The 19,764-nt window shown below is 73.1% G+C and carries 19 protein-coding genes; 7 read left to right on the top strand and 12 right to left on the bottom strand.

The features are described from left to right. Positions 1-44: 44 nt before the first annotated feature. On the top strand, positions 45-1,715 hold the full coding sequence (locus JOE61_RS15595; RefSeq protein ID WP_193667072.1) for a phospho-sugar mutase: 1,671 nt from the start codon (positions 45-47) through the stop codon (positions 1,713-1,715). 111 nt (positions 1,716-1,826) lie between these two features. Here the strand turns inward: JOE61_RS15595 and JOE61_RS15590 are convergent, their stop codons facing one another. Next, positions 1,827-2,453 (bottom strand): hypothetical protein, encoded by a 627-nt coding sequence (locus tag JOE61_RS15590; protein ID WP_193667071.1) that lies wholly within the window; start codon positions 2,451-2,453, stop codon positions 1,827-1,829. A gap of 81 nt (positions 2,454-2,534) precedes the next feature. Here JOE61_RS15590 and deoC point away from each other — a divergent pair, with 81 nt between their 5' ends. The 5 genes from deoC to JOE61_RS15565 are packed head-to-tail and all read left to right on the top strand — an operon-like array spanning position 2,535 to position 7,007. Further along, positions 2,535-3,530, top strand: coding sequence for a deoxyribose-phosphate aldolase (gene deoC / locus JOE61_RS15585; protein ID WP_193667070.1), 996 nt, complete (start codon positions 2,535-2,537; stop codon positions 3,528-3,530). A 4-nt stretch (positions 3,531-3,534) separates the two neighbouring features. Further along, positions 3,535-4,971 carry an aldehyde dehydrogenase family protein gene (locus JOE61_RS15580; protein ID WP_204797259.1) on the top strand — a complete coding sequence of 479 codons (1,437 nt, stop codon included), beginning with the start codon at positions 3,535-3,537 and terminating at the stop codon, positions 4,969-4,971. Beyond that, positions 4,968-5,840, top strand: a complete 873-nt coding sequence (locus JOE61_RS15575; protein WP_193667069.1) for an aldehyde dehydrogenase family protein — start codon at positions 4,968-4,970, stop codon at positions 5,838-5,840. The genes JOE61_RS15580 and JOE61_RS15575 overlap by 4 nt, the downstream gene beginning before the upstream one ends. Next, the gene (locus tag JOE61_RS15570; RefSeq protein WP_307823049.1) at positions 5,837-6,451 is read left to right on the top strand and encodes an ATP-binding protein; all 615 of its coding nucleotides are present in this window, start codon (positions 5,837-5,839) and stop codon (positions 6,449-6,451) included. Before JOE61_RS15575 ends, JOE61_RS15570 begins: the two co-directional genes overlap by 4 nt. Next, positions 6,444-7,007 carry a cysteine peptidase family C39 domain-containing protein gene (locus JOE61_RS15565; protein ID WP_193667068.1) on the top strand — a complete coding sequence of 188 codons (564 nt, stop codon included), beginning with the start codon at positions 6,444-6,446 and terminating at the stop codon, positions 7,005-7,007. Before JOE61_RS15570 ends, JOE61_RS15565 begins: the two co-directional genes overlap by 8 nt. 11 nt (positions 7,008-7,018) lie before the next feature. Here JOE61_RS15565 and JOE61_RS15560 read toward each other — a convergent pair whose 3' ends face one another. The 3 genes from JOE61_RS15560 to JOE61_RS15550 all read right to left on the bottom strand — a co-directional run bounded on the left by JOE61_RS15560 (position 7,019) and on the right by JOE61_RS15550 (position 10,040). Next, a complete protein-coding gene (locus JOE61_RS15560) occupies positions 7,019-8,290 on the bottom strand; it encodes an HNH endonuclease signature motif containing protein (RefSeq protein WP_193667067.1) in 1,272 nt (423 codons plus the stop codon). 188 nt (positions 8,291-8,478) lie between these two features. After that, entirely contained in the window at positions 8,479-8,940 is a 462-nt protein-coding gene (locus tag JOE61_RS15555) for a DUF3592 domain-containing protein (RefSeq protein ID WP_193667066.1), read from the bottom strand. Then, positions 8,937-10,040, bottom strand: a complete 1,104-nt coding sequence (locus JOE61_RS15550; protein WP_193667065.1) for an adenosine deaminase — start codon at positions 10,038-10,040, stop codon at positions 8,937-8,939. Before JOE61_RS15550 ends, JOE61_RS15555 begins: the two co-directional genes overlap by 4 nt. A 51-nt stretch (positions 10,041-10,091) precedes the next feature. On the opposite strand from JOE61_RS15550, the gene JOE61_RS15545 reads away from it, so the two are divergent. Further along, positions 10,092-10,547, top strand: a complete 456-nt coding sequence (locus JOE61_RS15545; protein WP_193667064.1) for a MaoC family dehydratase — start codon at positions 10,092-10,094, stop codon at positions 10,545-10,547. Here the strand turns inward: JOE61_RS15545 and JOE61_RS15540 are convergent. From JOE61_RS15540 to JOE61_RS15505, 8 genes are read right to left on the bottom strand one after another with little or no spacing between them, the layout of a single operon-like run. After that, a complete protein-coding gene (locus JOE61_RS15540; RefSeq protein WP_193667063.1) occupies positions 10,537-11,394 on the bottom strand; it encodes an ATP-grasp domain-containing protein in 858 nt (285 codons plus the stop codon). The genes JOE61_RS15545 and JOE61_RS15540 overlap by 11 nt on opposite strands. A 28-nt stretch (positions 11,395-11,422) precedes the next feature. Then, positions 11,423-12,877: a fused MFS/spermidine synthase gene (locus JOE61_RS15535; RefSeq protein ID WP_204797258.1), complete on the bottom strand. Its 1,455-nt coding sequence runs from the start codon at positions 12,875-12,877 to the stop codon at positions 11,423-11,425. Positions 12,878-12,901: 24 nt separating this feature from the next. Continuing rightward, entirely contained in the window at positions 12,902-14,197 is a 1,296-nt protein-coding gene (locus tag JOE61_RS15530) for a thymidine phosphorylase (protein ID WP_193667062.1), read from the bottom strand. Between the two features lie 14 nt (positions 14,198-14,211). Next, complete coding sequence (locus JOE61_RS15525; RefSeq protein WP_193667061.1) at positions 14,212-15,381, bottom strand: cytochrome P450; 1,170 nt, start codon at positions 15,379-15,381, stop codon at positions 14,212-14,214. Next, positions 15,353-15,751 (bottom strand): cytidine deaminase, encoded by a 399-nt coding sequence (locus JOE61_RS15520; protein WP_307823048.1) that lies wholly within the window; start codon positions 15,749-15,751, stop codon positions 15,353-15,355. The genes JOE61_RS15525 and JOE61_RS15520 overlap by 29 nt, the downstream gene beginning before the upstream one ends. Continuing rightward, the gene (locus tag JOE61_RS15515; RefSeq protein ID WP_193667060.1) at positions 15,751-17,010 is read right to left on the bottom strand and encodes an ABC transporter permease; all 1,260 of its coding nucleotides are present in this window, start codon (positions 17,008-17,010) and stop codon (positions 15,751-15,753) included. The genes JOE61_RS15520 and JOE61_RS15515 overlap by 1 nt, the downstream gene beginning before the upstream one ends. After that, complete coding sequence (locus tag JOE61_RS15510) at positions 17,007-18,128, bottom strand: ABC transporter permease (protein WP_193667059.1); 1,122 nt, start codon at positions 18,126-18,128, stop codon at positions 17,007-17,009. The genes JOE61_RS15515 and JOE61_RS15510 overlap by 4 nt, the downstream gene beginning before the upstream one ends. Then, complete coding sequence (locus JOE61_RS15505; protein ID WP_193667058.1) at positions 18,125-19,657, bottom strand: ABC transporter ATP-binding protein; 1,533 nt, start codon at positions 19,655-19,657, stop codon at positions 18,125-18,127. Before JOE61_RS15505 ends, JOE61_RS15510 begins: the two co-directional genes overlap by 4 nt. Positions 19,658-19,764 lie beyond the last annotated feature (107 nt).

Here is a 19,764-nt window from a genome sequence, read left to right as displayed (position 1 = left end):
ACCTCCCCCGGGCAGGACCCCCCACCAGGGGCTAGCGTGCGGGCATGACCTCGCCGACCTCCTCGACCGAGCTGCTCGACCGCGCCCGCGCCTGGGCCGACGCCGACCCCGACCCGACGACGCGTGAGGAGCTCGAGCGGCTCGTCGCGGCCGCGGGGTCGGGCGACGAGGCCGCCTCGGCCGAGCTCGCCGACCGCTTCGACGGCACCCTGGAGTTCGGCACGGCCGGCCTGCGCGGAGCCATGGGGGCCGGCCCCAACCGGATGAACCGGGTCGTGGTCTCGCGGGCCGCGGCCGGGCTGGCGGCGTACCTGGTAGCCGAGGCCGAGGGCGGGCACGCCGGTCGCGGCGCGGTGGTGATCGGCTACGACGCCCGCCACCTCTCCGAGCAGTTCGCGCGTGACAGCGCCGAGATCATCAACGGCGCCGGGCTCGACGTGTGGCTGCTGCCGCGCCCGCTGCCCACCCCCGTGCTGGCCTACGCCATCCGCGAGCTCGGCTGCGTCGCCGGCGTGATGGTCACCGCCAGCCACAACCCGCCGCAGGACAACGGCTACAAGGTCTACCTCGGCGACGGCAGCCAGATCGTGCCGCCCGCCGACGCCGAGATCGCCGAGCGGATCGCCGCGGTCGGCGACCTGACGTCGGTGCCGCGCGCCGACGGCGCCCGGGTGCTCGACGAGAACATCCTCGACTCCTACCTCGACACCGTCGCCGGGCTGGCCGGCGACGGCCCCCGCGACCTCGACGTCGTCTACACGCCGCTGCACGGAGTCGGCGGCAGCACCGTGACGCAGGTGCTCGAGACCGCCGGCTTCGCGGCCCCGCGGGTCGTGGAGCAGCAGGAGCAGCCCGACGCCGACTTCCCCACCGTGCCCTTCCCCAACCCCGAGGAGGAGGGGGCGATGGACCTGGCGCTCGACCTGGCCGCGCGCTGCGGCGCCGACCTCGTGGTGGCCAACGACCCCGACGCCGACCGCTGCGCCGCCGCCGTGCCCACCCCGGCCGGCTGGCGGATGCTGCGCGGCGACGAGGTCGGCGCGCTGCTGGCCTCGCACCTGGTGCGCCGCGGGGTCACCGGCACCCTGGCCACGAGCATCGTGTCGTCGAGCCTGCTCGGCAAGATCGCCGCCGCGGCCGGGCTGCCGTACGCCGAGACGCTCACCGGCTTCAAGTGGATCGGCCGCGTCGAGGGCCTCTCCTTCGGCTACGAGGAGGCGCTGGGCTACTGCTGCGACCCCGAGCACGTGCGCGACAAGGACGGCGTCTCGGCGCTGCTGCTGCTCTGCGAGATGGCCGCCGACGCCAAGGCGCAGGGACGCACCCTGCTCGACCTGCTCGACGACCTGGCCACCGAGCACGGCCTGCACGCCACCGACCAGGTCAGCGTGCGCGTCGACGACCTCGCGCTGATCACCGACGCCATGGCGCGGCTGCGCGAGCAGCCGCCCACCGAGCTCGGCGGGCTGGCCGTCGAGGCCGTCGACGACCTCGCCGAGGGCTCCGGCGACCTGCCCCCGACCGAGGGGCTGCGCTACCGCCTCGCCGACGGCGCCCGGGTGGTGGTGCGCCCCAGCGGCACCGAGCCCAAGCTCAAGGCCTACCTCGAGGTCGTGGTGCCGGTGCGCGACGAGCCGGTCGAGGCCGCGCGGATCTCCGCGGCCACCCGCCTCGACGCGCTCGGCGGCGACGTACGGGCCGCGCTCGGGCTGTAGCCGGCCCGCCGGCGGCGGACTTGTCAGGGAAGTCCTGCGCTTGATGGGTGTTGCAACCCCTGACAAGCGCATGAGTCCCCGGCCGGCCGGGGACTCATGCAGGGCCGGTGACTACCCCAGCACCAGGCTGAGCAGCGCGACCAGCCCGGCGGCGACCACGAGGCCGATCTGCACCAGCGCCGGGCGGCGTACGACGTCGGCGGCCAGGGCGGCCTGCTCGGGGCTGGCGATCTTGACGCGGCGCCGGCTGCGGGCGCCCGCGGCCATCTCGCGCAGCCGGTCCTCGACGTAGTCGGCGTAGCTCATGCCCTCCTCGGCGACCAGACCCTCGCCGGGCACCGGGGTCATCGCCAGCTCGCGGGTCGATCGGGGCTTGCGCAGCGCCTGGCGGAAGGTGCGCCCCACCGCCGGGGAGACGTAGCGCTTGTCACCGACCCGGACGGCCAGCACCTGGCGCACCACGACCGACTCGACCGCCGCCAGCGGCAGCCGCACGGTCTCGAAGAGGTTGACCAGCTCGAGCTCGTCGTCGGTGGCGCGCACGAGCGGCTTGAGCATCGAGCCGTGCACCAGCACCCCGACGAGCACCGCCACCGCGATGCCCGTCACCCCGATGCCGGAACCGGGGTCGACCAGGGCGATCGCGACCACCCCGGCGCAGACCAGCACGCCGACCACGCCGAGGATGCGACCGCTGGTCGGCTTGAAGACCTCGACGTACTCCTGCGGGGCGCTCATCCGGGGGTGCTCCTGTCGTGGGGCGTGCACGTGCGATCCGACGGTTGTGGCGCCGTCGGCCGCCAACCCTATGCTGGTCCAATGCCCACCACGCCCACCACGGACGCCCCGGCCGCCACCGCCGCCACCGGCTCCGCACCCGGCGGGGACTTCTCGGACGTCACCCGCTCCGACGCCTCCCTGCGCCGGTTCCTGCACGGTCTGCCCGGAGTCGACCAGGTCGGCGCCGACGCCCGCGCCGCCTCGCTCGGCACGCGGTCGATCAAGACGACCGCGAAGGCGCAGGCGCTCGACCTGGCCATCCGGATGGTCGACCTGACCACCCTCGAGGGGGCCGACACCGACGGCAAGGTCCGCGCGCTGGCCTCCAAGGCCGTGCGCCCCGACCCCGCCGACCCGACCTGCCCGTCGGTCGCGGCCGTGTGCGTGTACGGCGACCTGGCGGCGACCGCCCGCCGGACCCTCGGCGACAGCGGCGTCCACGTCGCCGCCGTGGCCACCGCGTTCCCCAGCGGCCGCGCCTCGCGCGAGATCAAGCTCGCCGACACCCGCGACGCCGTCGCGGCCGGCGCCGACGAGATCGACATGGTCATCGACCGTGGCGCGTTCCTCTCGGGTCGCTACCTCGAGGTCTTCGAGGAGATCGTGGCGGTCAAGGAGGCCTGCGGGCCCGCGCACCTCAAGGTCATCTTCGAGACCGGCGAGCTGCAGACCTACGACAACGTCCGTCGTGCCTCGTGGCTGGCGATGATGGCCGGCGGCCACTTCATCAAGACCTCCACCGGCAAGACCCAGCCGGCAGCGACCCTGCCGGTGACCATGATCATGCTCGAGGCGGTGCGCGACTGGCGCGCGGCGACCGGGCAGATGGTGGGCGTCAAGCCCGCCGGCGGCATCCGCACCGCCAAGGACGCGATCAAGTACCTGGTGACCGTCAACGAGGTCGCCGGCCCCGACTGGCTCGACCCCGACTGGTTCCGCTTCGGGGCCTCCACGCTGCTCAACGACCTGCTGATGCAGCGCACCAAGATGCGCACCGGCCGCTACTCCGGCCCCGACTACTTCACCCTGGACTGATCGCATGAGCATCTTCGAGTACGCCCCCGCCCCCGAGTCCCGCTCGATCGTCGACATCAAGGGCTCCTACGGGCTCTTCGTCAACGGCGAGTTCACCGACGGCCACGGCACCCCCTTCAAGACGGTCAACCCGGCCACCGAGGAGGTGCTCGCCGAGGTCGCCGAGGCCGACGCCTCCGACGTCGACGCCGCGGTCAAGGCCGCCCGCAAGGCCTACGACAAGGTCTGGGGCCCGATGCCCGGGCGCGAGCGCGCCAAGTACCTCTACCGGATCGCGCGCATCCTGCAGGAGCGCGCCCGCGAGATCTCGGTCCTGGAGACGATCGACAACGGCAAGCCGATCAAGGAGTCGCGCGACGTCGACGTGCCGACCGCGGCCGCGTTCTTCTTCTACTACGCCGGCTGGGCCGACAAGCTCGAGCACTCCGGCTACGGCAGCACCCCGCTCGGCGTCGCCGGCCAGGTCATCCCGTGGAACTTCCCGCTGCTGATGCTGGCCTGGAAGATCGCCCCGGCCCTGGCCTGCGGCAACACCGTGGTGCTCAAGCCGGCCGAGACGACGCCGCTGACGGCGCTGCTCTTCGCCGAGATCTGCCAGCAGGCCGACCTGCCCCTGGGCGTGGTCAACATCATCACCGGCGCCGGCGCCACCGGCGAGACGCTCGTGGGCCACCCGGGCATCGACAAGGTCGCCTTCACCGGCTCCACCGGCGTCGGCAAGGCCATCGCCCGCACCGTGGCCGGCAGCAACAAGAAGGTGACCCTCGAGCTGGGCGGCAAGGCCGCCAACATCGTCTTCGACGACGCACCGATGGACCAGGCGGTCGAGGGCATCGTCAACGGCATCTTCTTCAACCAGGGCCACGTGTGCTGCGCCGGCTCGCGGCTGCTGGTGCAGGAGTCGGTGGCCGACGAGGTGCTCGAGCGCCTCAAGCGCCGGATGTCGACGCTGCGCCTGGGCGACCCGCTCGACAAGAACACCGACGTGGGCGCCATCAACTCCGCCGCCCAGCTCGCCCGCATCCACGAGCTCTCCGACATCGGCGAGGCCGAGGGCGCCGGGCGCTGGTCGCCCGAGTGCGAGCTGCCCGCCAACGGCTTCTGGTTCCCGCCCACGGTCTTCACCGGGGTCAGCCAGGCGCACCGGATCGCGCGCGAGGAGATCTTCGGCCCCGTGCTGTCGGTGCTCACCTTCCGCACCCCCAGCGAGGCGGTCGAGAAGGCCAACAACACGCCGTACGGGCTGTCGGCCGGGATCTGGACCGACAAGGGCTCGCGCATCCTCGACATCGCCGGGCGCCTGCGCGCCGGCGTGGTCTGGGCCAACACGTTCAACAAGTTCGACCCCACCAGCCCCTTCGGCGGCTACAAGGAGTCGGGCTACGGCCGCGAGGGCGGGCGCCACGGCCTCGCCGCCTACCTGAAGGGAGCCGACGCGTGAGCAGCCGCATCGACGTCCGCAAGACCTACAAGCTCTTCATCGGCGGGGCCTTCCCCCGCTCGGAGTCGGGCTACTCCTACGTCGTCAACGACCACAAGGGGGCCTTCGTGGCCAACGCCGCCCTCGCCTCGCGCAAGGACGCCCGCGACGCCCTGGGCGCCGCCCGCAAGGCCCAGGCCGGCTGGGCCGGGCGCGCCGCCTACAACCGGGCGCAGATCCTCTACCGCGTCGCCGAGGTGATGGAGGACCGCCGCCCGCAGTTCGTGCAGGCCGTCCAGCAGTCCGAGGGCCTCTCGGGCAGCAAGGCCGAGCGGGTCGTCGACGAGGCCGTCGACCGCTGGGTCTGGTACGCCGGGTGGGCCGACAAGCTCGCCCAGGTGGTCGGCAACGCCAACCCCGTCGCCGGGCCTTTCTTCAACCTCTCCACCCCCGAGCCGACCGGTGTCGTGGCGGTGCTCGCCCCCGAGCGCTCCTCGCTGCTGGGCCTGGTCTCGGTGCTGGCGCCGGTGATCGTCAGCGGCAACACCGCCGTGCTGGTCTCCTCCTACTCGCGCCCGCTGCCCGCGGTGAACCTCGCCGAGGTGCTCGCCACCAGCGACGTGCCCGGCGGCGTGGTCAACGTCCTGACCGGCAAGGCGGCCACCGTGGCGCCGTGGCTGGCCGCCCACATGGACGTCAACGCCATCGACCTGACCGGGGTCGCGGGTGACGCCGCCCTGGCCACCGACCTCGAGGTCGCGGCCGCCGACAACCTCAAGCGGGTGCGCCGCGCGCCCGCCGCCGAGCCCGACTGGAGCGCCGAGCCCGGCCTCGAGCCGATGACGGCGTTCCTGGAGACCAAGACGGTCTGGCACCCCATGGGGGTGTGAGCGCCCTGCTCGCCCAGGTCATCGTCCTGGCCGGCCCCTCGGGGTCGGGCAAGTCCCGGCTCGCCGAACGCCTCGGCCTGCCGGTGCTGCGCCTCGACGACTTCTACAAGGACGGCGACGACCCGACGCTGCCCCGCATCACCGAGGGCCCCAACGCCGGGATCGTCGACTGGGACCACCCCGACTCGTGGCTCCCGGCCGACGCCCTGGCGACCATGCGCGAGCTGTGCGAGACCGGCCGCGCCGAGGTGCCGATCTACGAGATCGCGCGCAACGGCCGCACCGGGTGGCGCCCGGTCGACCTGGGCGGGGCCCCGCTCTTCGTGGCCGAGGGCATCTTCGCGCCCGACGTGGTGGAGCCGGCGCGCGTCGCCGGCCTGCTGGGAGCGGCGTACTGCATCAGGCGCAGCACGGCGCGCACGTTCTGGCTGCGGCTGACCCGCGACCTGCGCGAGCGGCGCAAGCCGCCGCTGGTGCTGGTGCGCCGCGGGCTGGCCCTGGCCCGCGCCCAGCGCGGTGTGGTCGCCGACGCGGTGGCGAAGGGCTGCGAGCCGGTCTCGCCGACCGAGGCGCTCGCGCAGGTCGCGGCGCTGCGCCCCGACCGTGTCTGACTCCGTGGCTGGCGGGCGCTGGCCGCACCGCCAGCCCGACCAGCGCTCCTGCGGCGCCGCCTGCCTGGTCGTGGCGACGATGCTCACCGACGCGTCGTACGACGCCCGGCTGCGCGCCGACCCCGGCCTCTGGCCCGCCGAGGTGCAACGCACGCACCGCGAGGTGACCGGGCTGCGGGACGCCGGCCGGGTGGGGGTGCCGTGGCCGCGACTGCTGGGCACTCCCCCGTGGGCGGTCGGGCGGCGGCTGGGGCGCCGGCCCGGTGGGCGGTGGCGCACCCGGCTGGTCCGCCACGGCGGTGGACCCGGGACGTTCGACTCGCTGCTGGTGCTGGCGGGCCTGGGCGTGCCGCTGCCGCTGTACGTCGGCTCCCGGCTGCTGCCGCGCCACGTGGTGCTGGTGGTCGGTGCCGATGGTGAGCACCTGCTGGTGTGGGACCCCGCGCGCGGCGCGACGATGCGCGTGACCCGGGAGGCGTTCGAGACCGGCCGGCTGCCGTTCGGGCGCTGGCGCACGCCGTGGTTCGTTGTCACCCCACGCCGGCTCGCCGGCTGAGGCGTCCTCTCCTAGGCTCGTCGGTGGAAGGTGACCTGGTTGTCGGCGCCGACGTCGCTCTCGTACTCGGGATTGTGGATCCGGCGGTGGTGGTAGGGACACAACAGCCGCCCGCGGTCGAGGTCGGTGTGGCCGTGGCACGACCACGGGTCGTCGTGGTGGGCGTGACACATCGCCGGTGGGGCGTCACAGCCCCGTGCGGTGCAGCCACCGTCACGGATACCCATCGCGACCCGCTGCGCGGGACTGAAGTACCGCTTCGCACGGCCCACGTCGAGTGGCTGGCTCTTGCCGCCCAGCACGACGGGGACGACGCCGGCCTCGCAGGCCAGGCGGCGTGCGGTGGCGGCGCTGAGCCGGTCACCGGTGTCGAGAGTGGCGGCCGCCAGGCCGTCCTTGAGCGAGTCGAGGGTCATCGTCACCACGACGGTCGCGTTCACCCCGCCCGCCTTCGGCAGGTCGTGGGGGTCGAGCCGCTCGACGAGCTCCACGAACGCCGCGCCCAACCGCTGGGCGGTGGGCCGGCGTACCGGCACCGGCGCCTGCTCTTCGTGCTCGCCTTCATCGGCGGCGGCGCGGGTGGCGATCTGGTGCTTCGGGGCAGCGAACGCCAGCAGCGCCCGCTCCAGCATCTGCCCGGCCAGCATCGGCACCGTGAACGAGCCCTTGATCCGGCCGTGGCCGTCCTCGCGCATCCGGAACACCGCCGACTTCTCCGCCTCGCGTTCTTCCTTCGCGAGCTGTTCGGCCTCCCAGGCCTCGGCCACCTCGGGTGCGACGACCTCGAGGATCCGACGGCCCAGCACCCGCAGCGCCTTCGCGTCGTGTACCTCCGCGAACGCGACCAGCGCCTTGGTCGCCTGCTCCAAGATCGACGGCTCGAGGTCGTCGGGCAGCTCGTCAAGAGCCGTGCAGATCACCGACGCCTGCTCCGCGATGACATCGCCACGCCCCAGTGCCTCCCGCACCAGGTCGTACCGATCCAGACCCGCTGCCAGACGCACCTGGCGGAACGACTCGCGCTTCGTCGACCGCGTCGCGTTGGAGTGCCACACCGCCACCGACGGCGACGCATTCGTCTCCGCCACCGCCACGGCCTCCGCGTGCGCCAGGGTCCGGGATCGCAGCTCGACCAACCGAGCCTCGGCCCGAGCGATCTCGACCAGCGCTTCTGCTGTTGCGGCCTGGCTCATCGACCACGCCGGCGTACCGGCCACCTCGTCGAGCGCGGCGTGCACCCGCGCGACAGCACCTCCGATGGGGTGCGCCGCGGTGGTGGACATGAGTAAAGTATCTCAGGGCCCACCGACAAAGCACCAGGTCAGAAGCCATTTTCCACAGGCAGATCGAAACTTTCTTCGAGACCTTCTCGAGGGTGCGAAAGCGACTGGTCGATGGTGCAGAACTGACCTGTCGGTGGTGCAAAAGTGACTGCTCGGCCGTCAGCACGCCGCCCCCGACGCGGCGGCCGCTACAGCGTGCGGGCGATGCCGAGGATGACGACCCAGGCGACGGGCAGCGACATGCCCAGGCCGAGCATGATGCGGGCCAGGGCGAGGGAGGTGGCGCCGGCGCCGGCAGTGGGGTCGGCGCTGGCGAGCACGACGCGCGAGGGGTGGCGGGGGTCGTAGCGGACCTCGACCTGCTCCCCCACGTGCGGCACGGGCGGCTCGACGCCGGTCATGGTCTGCGCCTCGACGTCGCGCTCACCGGCGCGGTAGCGCAGCTGCTGGTAGTAGATGGTGACCGGCTCGCCGGCCATCGCCACGTCCTTGGGCAGCGACTCGAGCACCTCGGCCGTGGTCGGCTCGGAGCGCTCGCCGAAGCCAGCAGCCTCGCGACGCTGGTGCAGGCCGCGGGCGGCCAGGACCACGCCGGCGAGCAGCGCCAGCACCGCGGCGCCCAGCATCACCACGCTCAGCGCGAGGCTCATGCGCCCTCCGCGGCCAGGGCGGCGTACCCGGGCTTGATGACCTCGTCGATGATCGCCAGCCGCTCGTCGAAGGGCAGGAAGGCCGACTTCATCGCGTTGATCGTGAACCAGCGCAGGTCGTCGAGGGTGTAGCCGAACGCGTCGACGAGCGCGGTCATCTCCTTGGTCATCGACGTGTCCGACATCAGCCGGTTGTCGGTGTTGACCGTGACCCGGAAGCGCAGCCGCGTCAGCAGCCCGATCGGGTGCTCGGCGATCGAGGTCGCCGCCCCGGTCTGCACGTTGCTGGCCGGGCACAGCTCGAGCGGCACCCGCCGGTCGCGCACGTACGCCGCCAGCCGGCCCAGCTTGACGCTGCCGTCGCCCGCGACCTCGATGTCGTCGACGATGCGCACACCGTGCCCGAGCCGGTCGGCCCCGCACCACTGCAGCGCCTGCCAGATCGAGGGCAGCCCGAAGGCCTCGCCGGCGTGGATGGTGAAGTGCCCGTTCTCGCGCTGGAGGTACTCGAAGGCGTCGAGGTGGCGGGTCGGGGGGTAGCCGGCTTCGGCGCCGGCGATGTCGAAGCCGGCCACGCCGCGGTCGCGCCAGGCCACCGCGAGCTCGGCGATCTCCATCGACCGGGCCTGGTGGCGCATCGCCGTCAGCAGCTGGCGCACCACGATCGCGCCGTCTGCGGCGACGACCGCCTCGTCCATGCCCTGCTGCACCGCGGCGACCACCTCGTCGAGGCTCAGCCCCTCCTCGACGTGCTGCTCGGGGGCGTAGCGCACCTCGGCGTAGACGACCCCGTCGGCGACCAGGTCCTCGACGAACTCGCGGGCCACCCGGGTCAGCGCCGGCGCCGTCTGCATCACCGCGACCGTGTGGGCGAAGGTCTCGAGGTAGCGCTCCAGCGACCCCGAGTCGGCCGACTCCGCGAACCAGCGCGCGAGCGACTCGACGGTGCCCGCCGGCAGCTCGTGGCCCACCTCGTGGGCCAGCTCGAGGATCGTCGCCGGGCGCAGCCCGCCGTCGAGGTGGTCGTGCAGGACGACCTTGGGCGCGCGGGCGACCTGGTCGGGGGTGGGGACGATAGGTTCGGTGGCAGTGCCGCTCATGGCGGCATCCTCGCACCCCACCACCGGGCACCCCCCAGACAGGAGCAGTCCATGCGCGTGTTCACCTCCCTCGACGAGGTCTCCGAGGCCGCCGGCCAGGAGCTCGGCACCAGCGAGTGGGTCGAGATCGACCAGCAGCGGGTCGACACCTTCGCCGACGCCACCGGTGACCACCAGTGGATCCACGTCGACGTGGACCGCGCGAAGGAGGGCCCCTTCGGCGGCACCATCGCCCACGGCTACCTGACGCTGTCGCTGGTGCCGTGGCTGGGCAGCAAGGTCTTCAGCTTCGACACCCCCGGCGCCAAGCTCAACTACGGCGTCAACAAGGTGCGCTTCCCCAACCCGGTGCTCGTCGGCAGCCGGATCCGCGCCACGGTCACCCTCGGCGAGGTCACCGACATCCCGGCCGGCAAGCAGGCCACCGTGCGCTACACCGTCGAGATCGAGGGCGCCGACAAGCCGGCCTGCGTCGCCGAGTCGGTCGTGCTGCTGCTCACCGACTGACCCGGTCGACCACCAGGTCGGCGAAGGGGCCGGCCGATCCGGGCGCCAGGTCGAGGTAGAGACCGGGCTCGATGAGCTCGAGCTCGCTGACCGCGAGCCGGCCGTCGAGCTCCATCATGTCGACGCGTGCGTAGTCGAGGCGCTGCTCGAGCAGCGCCTCGGCCGCGCGCACGGCGTCGAGCGCCAGCCGCTCCGCCTCGGGGTCGACCTCGACCAGGGTGCTGCGCCCGCCGTGCTCGGTGTGCACCCGCACCTCCCCCGCGCCGGGGACCTTGTCGACCTGCGTGTGCGCCACCCCGTCGAGCAGCACCACGGAGGTCTCGCCGCGGGTGCGCACCGACTCCACGAGCGGCTGCGCCAGCCACGGCCCCGGGGTCAGCCCGACCAGCCGGTCGTCCTCGACCGAGTCGACGACCACGACGCCCACGCCGCCGGCGCCGATGCGCGGCTTGACCACCACGCTCCCCCAGCGGCCCAGGGCACGCCCCAGTCCCCCGACCAGGTCCTCGTCGTCGACGAGCTCGGAGGGCACCACCGGCACGTGCTCGCCGAGGGTCTCGAGGTAGGCCTTGTCGGTGTTCCAGTCGAACACCTCACCCCCGTTGAGCAGGCCCGTCGAGGCCTCCACCCGGCGTACCCAGTCGCGCCACGCCGGCAGCCGGCGCTGGTAGTCCCACGTCGACCGGACCGCGACCAGGTCGGCGCCGGCCCAGTCGACCGCCGGGTCGTCCCAGGTCGCCCAGGCGGCCTCGACGCCGCGCTCGGCGAGGGCGTCGACGAGCAGCGAGCCGCCGGGCTCCCCCTCGGGCATCAGGCAGAACGTCGCGAGCAGCACACGGGAGGTCATGGGCCCCATGCTGTCAGGCCTGGCGATCTCAGCCGTACGGCGTCAGCAGCTGGTCGACCGGCGCGTGGTCGTCGGTGAGCACCTCGGCCCCGTCGACCCACTCCCGCAGGTCCGCGCCGGTGAGCAGGCCCCAGCCGGTGCCGCGCTCGTCGAGGCCGGCCTGCACCTGCTCGAGGTCGAGCGGTGCGGGCGAGGCCAGGGCGACCAGGTTGCCGCCGTCCTCGCGGGCGAGGGTGGCGGGGTCGGCCAGGAGGGCGACGTGCTCGAAGACCGCGTCGAGCGTGGCCAGCTCGGCGCGAGCGAAGGCCAGCGGGCCGCGGTCGATGAGGTTCTGCACGTAGGCCCCGTCGTCGACCAGCACGCGGCGCACCTCGCGCACCGCCTCCAGCGTGGTCAGGTGCCAGGGCACGCTCAGCCCGCCGAAGGCGTCGCCCACCACCACGTCGTACGCCGCGTCGTCGAGGCGCTCGATCCCCAGCCGGCCGTCCTCGACGCGCACCTCGAGGTCGGGGCCGGTCTCGAGCCCGAGCCGCTCGACGTCGAGGTCGACGACGCCCTGGTCGATCTCGGAGACCAGGCTGCGGGTGCCGGGGCGGGTCGCCTCGAGCCACCGCGGCAGGGTCAGCCCGCCGCCGCCCAGGTGGTAGGCCTCCAGCGGCTCGCCGGCCGGTCGCACCGAGTCGATCGCGGCCGCCGCCGCGCGCACGTAGGCGAACTCGAGGTGGGTCGGGTCGCCGGCGTCGACGTAGGAGTGCCGCACGCCGTCGAGGACCAGCACCAGCCCGCCGTCGCGCTCGGGGTCCTGCTGCACCACCGCGCAGTGGTAGGTCGTCTCGACGTCGCACCCCCCGGGCGCGGCGGCCGCCCCCAGGCCACCGAGCACCAGCAGGGCCACCGGCGCGGCCACGGTGCGCCAGCCGCGCACCCGCCAGTCGACCAGCACCCCGCAGAGCACGAGGGTGACGCCCAGGGCGACGAGGATGGCGCTGACCGGCACCAGCGAGACCAGGAAGAAGCCGGTGACCACGGTGCCCGCGATCGAGCCGGCGGTGGCGATGCCGGAGAGCCGGCCGACCACGGTGCCGGTCTCCTCGAGGCTGGTGAGCTGCAGCTTGGTGACCATCGGCGTGATCGCCGAGAGCAGCGCTCCGGGCACCACGATCGTGACGATCGCGGCCGGCACGACCAGGGTGCCGGCCCCGGTCTCGGCTCCCCCGCGCACCAGCAGGGGCGTCAGCGCCACGACCACCCCGGAGATGCCGAGCAGCGGCCCCAGGGTGCGCCGCGGCGGCACCCGGTCGGCGGCCCGGCCGCCGGCCCAGGAGCCGAGCGCGATCGCCGAGAGCGCCAGCCCGATGACCAGGGTGCTGGTCTCGAGCGTCAGCCCCAGGTACGGCGCCAGCAGCCGCAGCGCCACCAGCTCGACGACCAGCACGGCCGCCGAGGAGCCGAACACCAGGGCGACGGCGCCCTTCTCGTTCACGGCTGCTCGTCCACGGTCGCCCGCTCAGCCGATGCGGTCGATCACCAGCGGGTCGGGGGCGAAGTCGCTCCCCGCGTCGCTGATGTCGCTGATGTCGTAGCCGTCCTCGAGCGAGGCCAGCGCGCGCTCGAAGCGTGCGGGCTCGTCGGTGAGCAGTGTGAAGAGCGGCTGGCCGGCGGTGACCTCGTCGCCCGGGCGGGCGTGCCACACGACACCGGCCCCGGCCTGCACCGGGTCCTCCTTGCGGGCGCGGCCGGCGCCCAGGCGCCAGGCGGCCATGCCCACGGCCATCGCGTCGAGACGGGTCAGCACGCCGCTGGCGGGCGCCTCGACGACGTGCTCCTCCTCGGCGCGGGGCAGCTCGGCGTCGGGGTCGCCGCCCTGGGCGCGGATCATCGCCTTCCAGGCGTCCATCGCCGAGCCGTCGGCGAGCTTGTCGGCGGGGTCGACGTCGGTGACGCCGGCGGCGGTGAGCATCTCGCGGGCCAGGGCCACGGTCAGCTCGACCACGTCGGCGGGGCCACCGCCGGCGAGCACGTCGACCGACTCGGCGACCTCGATCGCGTTGCCGGCGGTCAGGCCCAGCGGGGTGGACATGTCGGTGAGCAGCGCGACCGTGGTGACCCCGGCGTCGTTGCCCAGCGCAACCATGGTCTCGGCCAGCTCGCGGGCGTCCTCGAGGGACTTCATGAACGCGCCGGTGCCGACCTTGACGTCGAGGACCAGCGCGCCGGTGCCCTCGGCGATCTTCTTGCTCATGATCGAGGAGGCGATCAGCGGGATCGCCTCGACGGTGCCGGTGACGTCGCGCAGCGCGTAGAGCTTCTTGTCGGCCGGGGCCAGCTCGGAGCCGGCGGCGCAGATGACGGCCCCGATCTCCTCGAGCTGCTCGAGCATCGCGGCGTTGGACAGGTCGGCCTGCCAGCCGGGGATGGCCTCGAGCTTGTCGAGGGTGCCGCCGGTGTGGCCCAGGCCGCGCCCCGAGAGCTGGGGCACCGCCACGCCGCAGGCCGCGACGAGCGGCGCCAGCGGCAGGGTGATCTTGTCGCCCACGCCGCCGGTCGAGTGCTTGTCGGCGGTGGGCCGGGAGAGGGACGAGAAGTCCATGCGCTCGCCCGAGGCGATCATCGCGCGGGTCCACCGGCTGATCTCGCCACGGTCCATGCCGCGCAGCAGGATCGCCATGGCCAGCGCCGACATCTGCTCGTCGGCGACCTCGCCGCGGGTGTAGGCGTCGACCACCCAGTCGATCTGGCTGTCGCTCAGGCCGTGGCCGTCGCGCTTGGCCTGGATGACCTCGACCGCGTCGTGCTTGCTCATGGGGTTCCTCTCCCTCACCGTGCTGCCACGGGCACCCTACGGAACCCGCGCAGCACGAAGGTGCCCCGGCTCTCGGGCTCTCCCGCCAGCGACAGGCCCGGCAGACGCTCGAAGAGCACCGCCAGCGACTCGGCGAGCTCCATGCGGGCCAGCGGCGCACCGAGGCAGAAGTGCACGCCGACCCCGAAGGCCAGGTGCGGGTTGCGCTCGCGGTCGACGCGGAACTCGTCGGGCTGCTCGAAGACCGCCGGGTCGCGGTTGGCGGCGCCCAGCAGGGCGGCGATGCGCTGGCCGGGCTCGACCACCACCGCCTGCGCGCCGCTGCCGATCTCGACCGGCTCGGTGGCGGTGCGCTCGAAGAGCTGCAGGGCCGAGTCGAAGCGCAGCATCTCCTCGACGCAGGCCGCCACGTCGGCGCCGGGACGCAGCCCGCGGCGCAGCATCGCGACCAGCCCGTTGCCGAAGACGTTCACCGAGGCCTCGTGACCGGCGTTGAGCAGGAGCACGACCGCCGCGACCACCTCGTCGTCGCTGAGGTCGGTGGCCGCGAGGTCGGTGACCAGGTCGTCGGCCGGCACGCGGCGGCGTACGGCGACCAGGTCGCGCACCAGGGAGGCGAAGTCGACCGAGGCCTGCACCGCGTCGTCGACCACCTCGGCCGACGGCGCCACCTCGTACATCCGCACGATCGCCTGCGACCAGTCGCGCAGGTCGTCGACGTGGCTGCGGGGCACGCCCAGCAGCTCGGCGATCACCAGCACCGGCAGCGGCTCGGCGTAGGCGCCGACCACGTCGAAGTCGTCGTGGCCCACCTCGGCGAGCAGGCCGGCGGCGATCTCGCGGACCCGCGGGCGCAGCCGCTCCACGTGGCCGCGGCTGAAGGCCGAGGCCACCGGGCGGCGCAGCCGGGTGTGCTCGGGCGGCTCGTTCTCCATCATCTGGTTGCGGTGCAGCAGGTTGAACGGCTCGAGGTAGGAGGCGGGCTCCTTGTCTGTCCAGAGCCGGCCCAGTCGCCGGTCGCGCTGGACCGCACCCACGCTCGCGTGCGCGAAGGTCAGCCAGCGTCCGGTGCCCTCGTGCCAGGCGACGGGGTGCTGCGCGCGCTCCTCGGCGAAGAAGGGGTAGGGGTCGGCGGCGACGGCCGGGTCGGTCAGGTCAAGCGAGGTCGTCGGGACCGAACGCATCGGGCAGGACCTCCTTCATCGATCGGAGCCCGGAGACGGTCATCAGCTCGAGGTCGGGCCCGCCGTTCTCCCACAGCAGCTGGCGGCAGCGCCCGCACGGCATGATCACCGCGCCCTCGCCGTCGACGCACACGAAGTGCGTCAGCCGGCCGCCGCCGGTCAGGTGCAGCTGGCTGACCAGGCCGCACTCGGCGCACAGCGCGACGCCGTACGCCGCGTTCTCGACGTTGCAGCCGGTGACCAGCCGCCCGTCGTCGACGCGCGCGGCCGCCCCGACGCGGTAGCGCGAGTACGGCGCGTAGGCGTGGCGCATGGCCTCGGTCGCCGCCCCCTGCAGGGCCGCCCAGTCGAAGTCGTCGCTCGTGCCCACTAGCCCGCGCTCCCCTTGCGGTAGATCTGTCCGTCGGCGGCGGGCATCCGTAGTCGTTGCGAGGCGAAGGCCAGGACCAGCAGCGTGATCACGTAGGGCGTGATGCTGGTGAAGTCGCCCGGCACGGTGTCGATGGAGGCCCAGACGACCATCACCAGCGCACCGATGCCCAGGATGACGCTGGCCTGGGTCACGTTGCGCCGGTAGAGCTGGTAGGCGGCCAGGCCCATCGCGAGCACCCCGACGCCGAGCAGCAGCGCGTGCACCGAGGTGCCGCCCTGGCGCAGCCCGACGCTCTCGGTGTAGCCGAAGAGCCCGGAGCCGGCCAGCAGGCCGGTGGGGCGCCAGTTGCCGAAGATCATCGCCGCCAGGCCGATGTAGCCACGACCACCGGTCTGCCCGTCGCGGTAGTTGGAGGAGGCGACCATCGCCAGGAAGCCACCGGCCAGGCCGGCCATCGCGCCCGAGACCAGCACGGCGCTGAACTTGTAGCGCAGCACCGCGACGCCGAGCGACTCCGCGGCCGAGGGGCTCTCGCCCACCGAGCGCAGCCGCAGGCCGAAGGTGGTGCGCCACAGCACGACGTAGGTCAGCAGGAGCAGCGCGAAGGCCAGCAGCACGAAGAGCGAGAGGTTGGTGACCATGGCGCGCAGCACCGCGGCCAGCTGGGAGAGGAAGAAGATGTCCTGGCCCTCGAGGTCGCCCAGCGCGTCGCTGAGCGGCCCGATCGTCACCGATGGCACGTTCTCGAGCTTCGGCGACTGCGTCGACCCGCCGCCCGGCAGCCCGGCGAAGGTCAGGGAGGCCAGGTACTGCACCGCACCGAGCGCGATGATGTTGATCGCCACGCCCGAGATGATGTGGTCGACGCCGAAGACGACGGTGGCGATGGCGTGCACCAGGCCGCCGAGGGCGCCCATCAGCAGGGCGCCGGCGATGCCGGCCCAGGCGCCGTAGTGGTAGCCGAAGAAGCCGGCGCCGTAGGTGCCCAGGATCATCATGCCCTCGAGGCCGATGTTGACGATGCCCGCGCGCTCCGACCACAGGCCGCCGAGACCGGCCAGCATGATCGGCACCAGGGCGATCAGGGTGGCGCGCACAGTGCCGGAGGAGGCCAGGTCGTCGGCGCCGGTGACCACCTCGAGCACCGAGACGACGAAGAGCACGCCGAGCATGGCGCCGAGCCACCACCAGCGCGGCAGGCGCCGCTTGGTGGGCTTCGCGGGAGTGCCCGGACGAGGGGACGTGGTGGTGCTCATGCGGAGGTCTCCTGCTCGGCGGCGGAACGGTGCTCCTGCTCGAGCGCGCCGGCGACGCGCTGCTGCTCGAGACGGACGCCGTAGCGGCGCACCACCTCGTAGGAGATCACCACGGTCAGCACGATGACGCCCTGGGTGATGGCCACGATGTCGGGCGAGACCCCGACCAGGATCTGCAGGGCGTTGGACTGCTCGTCGAGGAACGCGAAGAGCAGCGCACCGACGGCGATGCCGATCGGGTTGTTGCGGCCCAGCAGCGCGATCGCGATGCCCGCGAAGCCCAGGCCGCTCTGGAAGGTCGAGCCGTAGGCGTAGGCGTCGCCGAAGAGGATCGGCAGCCCGACCAGGCCGGCCAGCCCACCGGAGATGAGCATCGCGGTGATGGTCATCCGCTTGACGTTGATGCCGCTGGCCACCGCGGCGGTCGTCGACGCGCCGGTGGCGCGCAGCTCGAAGCCGAAGCGGGTGCGGTTGAGCACGAACCAGTAGGCGAAGCCGGCCAGCGCGGCGATGAAGATGAAGCCGTAGACCTCGGTGGTCGAGCCGTCGCCGATCTCGAAGCCGGGGATGCGGCTGCCCTCGGGGATCTCCTTGGTGCCGATCGTGTTGCTGCCGGCCTCGCGCACCGCGACCTTGCGCAGGAAGAAGGCGACCAGGCCGGTGGCGATGAAGTTCAGCATGATCGTGGCGATCACCTCGCTGACGCCACGGCTGGCGCGCAGCACGCCGGCGATGCCCGCCCACGCGGCGCCGGCCAGCATCGCCGCGGCGATCGCCAGCACGATGTTGGCCGCGCCCGGCAGCCAGCCCTCGCCGGCCACGACGGCCGCCACGAAGGCGGCCACGCGGTACTGGCCGTCGACACCGATGTTGAACAGGTTCATCCGGAAGCCGACCGCCACCGCGAGCCCGGAGAGGTAGAGCACCGTGGCGTTGTTGAGGATGTTGGCCAGGTTGCGCGTCTCGGGGAGGGTGAGGATCTCGCCCCAGACCCCGCCCACCGGGTCGCCGGCCACGATGAGCACCAGGCTGGTGATGGCGAACGCCGCCAGGAGGGCCAGCACCGGGGCGCTGAGCCCCAGGAGCAGCCGGGTCAGACGGGGCGACAGGCCGCTCATGCGGCACCTCCTGCGCCGGTCATCGCCGAGCCGAGCTGCTCGGGAGTGACCTGGCTGGGGTCGAAGGAGCCGACGAGGCGGCCCCGGAGGATGACCTCGATGCGGTCGGAGAGGCCGATCAGCTCGTCGAGGTCGGCGGAGATCAGCAGCACCGCGAGCCCGGCGCGGCGCGCGTCGCGGATGTGGTCCCAGATGCCGGCCTGGGCGCCGACGTCGACACCACGGGTGGGGTGGGCGGCGATGAGCAGGATCGGGTCGCCGCTCATCTCGCGGCCCACGATCAGCTTCTGCTGGTTGCCGCCGGACAGCGCTCCCGCGAGCACGTCGGTGCCGGGCGTGCGCACGTCGTACTGCTCGATGATGCGCTGGGTGTCCGCACGCGCGGCGCGCCGGTCGATGAGGCCGCGGCGCACCACGGGCTCGCGCGACTGGTGGCCCAGCACCCGGTTCTCCCACAGCGGGGAGTCGAGCAGCAGCCCGTGGCGGTGCCGGTCCTCGGGCACGTAGCCGATGCCGGCCTCGCGCCGCTGGCGGGTGGAGGTCTTGGTCAGGTCGCGGCCGGCGAGCTCGACGGCGCCGGTGGCGGCCGGGCGCATGCCCATGATGGCCTCGACCAGCTCGGCCTGGCCGTTGCCCTCGACACCGGCGATCCCCAGCACCTCGCCCGCGTGGATCTCGAAGCCCACGTCGTCGAGGAGCGGGCGGCCCTCGCCACGCAGCCGCAGCCCGCGCACGGAGAGGGTGACGGTGTCGGTGACCGTCGAGGACTCCGTCGAGGGGCTCGGCAGCTCGGAGCCGACCATCAGCTCGGCGAGCTGGCGCGAGTCGACCTCGTCGGGGGACACGGTGGCGACCGTGGTGCCACGGCGCACGACGGTGATGGTGTCGGCGACCGCCAGCACCTCGTCGAGCTTGTGGGAGATGAAGATGACGGCCAGCCCCTCGGCCTTGAGCTCGCGCAGGTTGTCGAACAGCTCGTCGACCTCCTGCGGCACCAGCACCGCCGTCGGCTCGTCGAGGATGATGATGCGCGCGCCCCGGTAGAGGACCTTGAGGATCTCCACGCGCTGGCGAGCGCCGACGCCGAGGTCCTCGACGAGGCGGTCGGGCTCGATGTCGAGGCCGTAGGCGTCGGAGATGCGCATGATCTCGGCCCTGGCCGCAGCACCGATGCCGTGCAGCTTCTCGGCGCCCAGCACGACGTTCTCGAGCACGGTGAAGTTGTCGGCCAGCATGAAGTGCTGGAAGACCATCCCGACGCCGTGCCCGATGGCGTCGGCGGGCGAGCCCAGGGACACCGGGCGGCCGTTGATCTCGATGGTCCCCGAGTCCGGCGCCTGCACGCCGTACAGGATCTTCATCAGCGTCGACTTGCCGGCGCCGTTCTCGCCGACGACGGCGTGGATGGTGCCCGGCTCAACGTCGATGTTGATGTCGTCGTTGGCGATCACGCCCGGGAAGCGCTTGCCGATGCCGCGCAGGCGGACGGCAGGCGCGGAGGACGCCGGGGCGGGTGCGGTCTCGGACACGCGGTCCCCTTTCGGGATGGTCGGGCTCGGGGTGACGCTAGCCGCCGCGCGACGACGGGGCCACAGGCCCGCGGTAGGCGGGCCCGTGACCCCGTCGTCGTCCGAAC

The sequence above is a fragment of the Nocardioides salarius genome (assembly GCF_016907435.1).
GTDB lineage: Bacteria > Actinomycetota > Actinomycetes > Propionibacteriales > Nocardioidaceae > Nocardioides > Nocardioides salarius.
This window is presented reverse-complemented; position numbering and strand designations above follow the sequence as displayed.

Coding starts and splice junctions, on each gene's coding strand:
- JOE61_RS15550 (WP_193667065.1), bottom strand. CDS start 10,040: ATGAGCGGCACTGCCACCGAACCTATCGTCCCCACCCCCGACCAGGTC.
- JOE61_RS15555 (WP_193667066.1), bottom strand. CDS start 8,940: ATGAGCCTCGCGCTGAGCGTGGTGATGCTGGGCGCCGCGGTGCTGGCG.
- JOE61_RS15580 (WP_204797259.1), top strand. CDS start 3,535: ATGAGCATCTTCGAGTACGCCCCCGCCCCCGAGTCCCGCTCGATCGTC.
- JOE61_RS15590 (WP_193667071.1), bottom strand. CDS start 2,453: ATGAGCGCCCCGCAGGAGTACGTCGAGGTCTTCAAGCCGACCAGCGGT.
- JOE61_RS15510 (WP_193667059.1), bottom strand. CDS start 18,128: ATGAGCGGCCTGTCGCCCCGTCTGACCCGGCTGCTCCTGGGGCTCAGC.
- JOE61_RS15560 (WP_193667067.1), bottom strand. CDS start 8,290: ATGTCCACCACCGCGGCGCACCCCATCGGAGGTGCTGTCGCGCGGGTG.
- JOE61_RS15545 (WP_193667064.1), top strand. CDS start 10,092: ATGCGCGTGTTCACCTCCCTCGACGAGGTCTCCGAGGCCGCCGGCCAG.
- JOE61_RS15525 (WP_193667061.1), bottom strand. CDS start 15,381: ATGCGTTCGGTCCCGACGACCTCGCTTGACCTGACCGACCCGGCCGTC.
- JOE61_RS15530 (WP_193667062.1), bottom strand. CDS start 14,197: ATGAGCAAGCACGACGCGGTCGAGGTCATCCAGGCCAAGCGCGACGGC.
- JOE61_RS15595 (WP_193667072.1), top strand. CDS start 45: ATGACCTCGCCGACCTCCTCGACCGAGCTGCTCGACCGCGCCCGCGCC.
- deoC (WP_193667070.1), top strand. CDS start 2,535: ATGCCCACCACGCCCACCACGGACGCCCCGGCCGCCACCGCCGCCACC.
- JOE61_RS15515 (WP_193667060.1), bottom strand. CDS start 17,010: ATGAGCACCACCACGTCCCCTCGTCCGGGCACTCCCGCGAAGCCCACC.
- JOE61_RS15540 (WP_193667063.1), bottom strand. CDS start 11,394: ATGACCTCCCGTGTGCTGCTCGCGACGTTCTGCCTGATGCCCGAGGGG.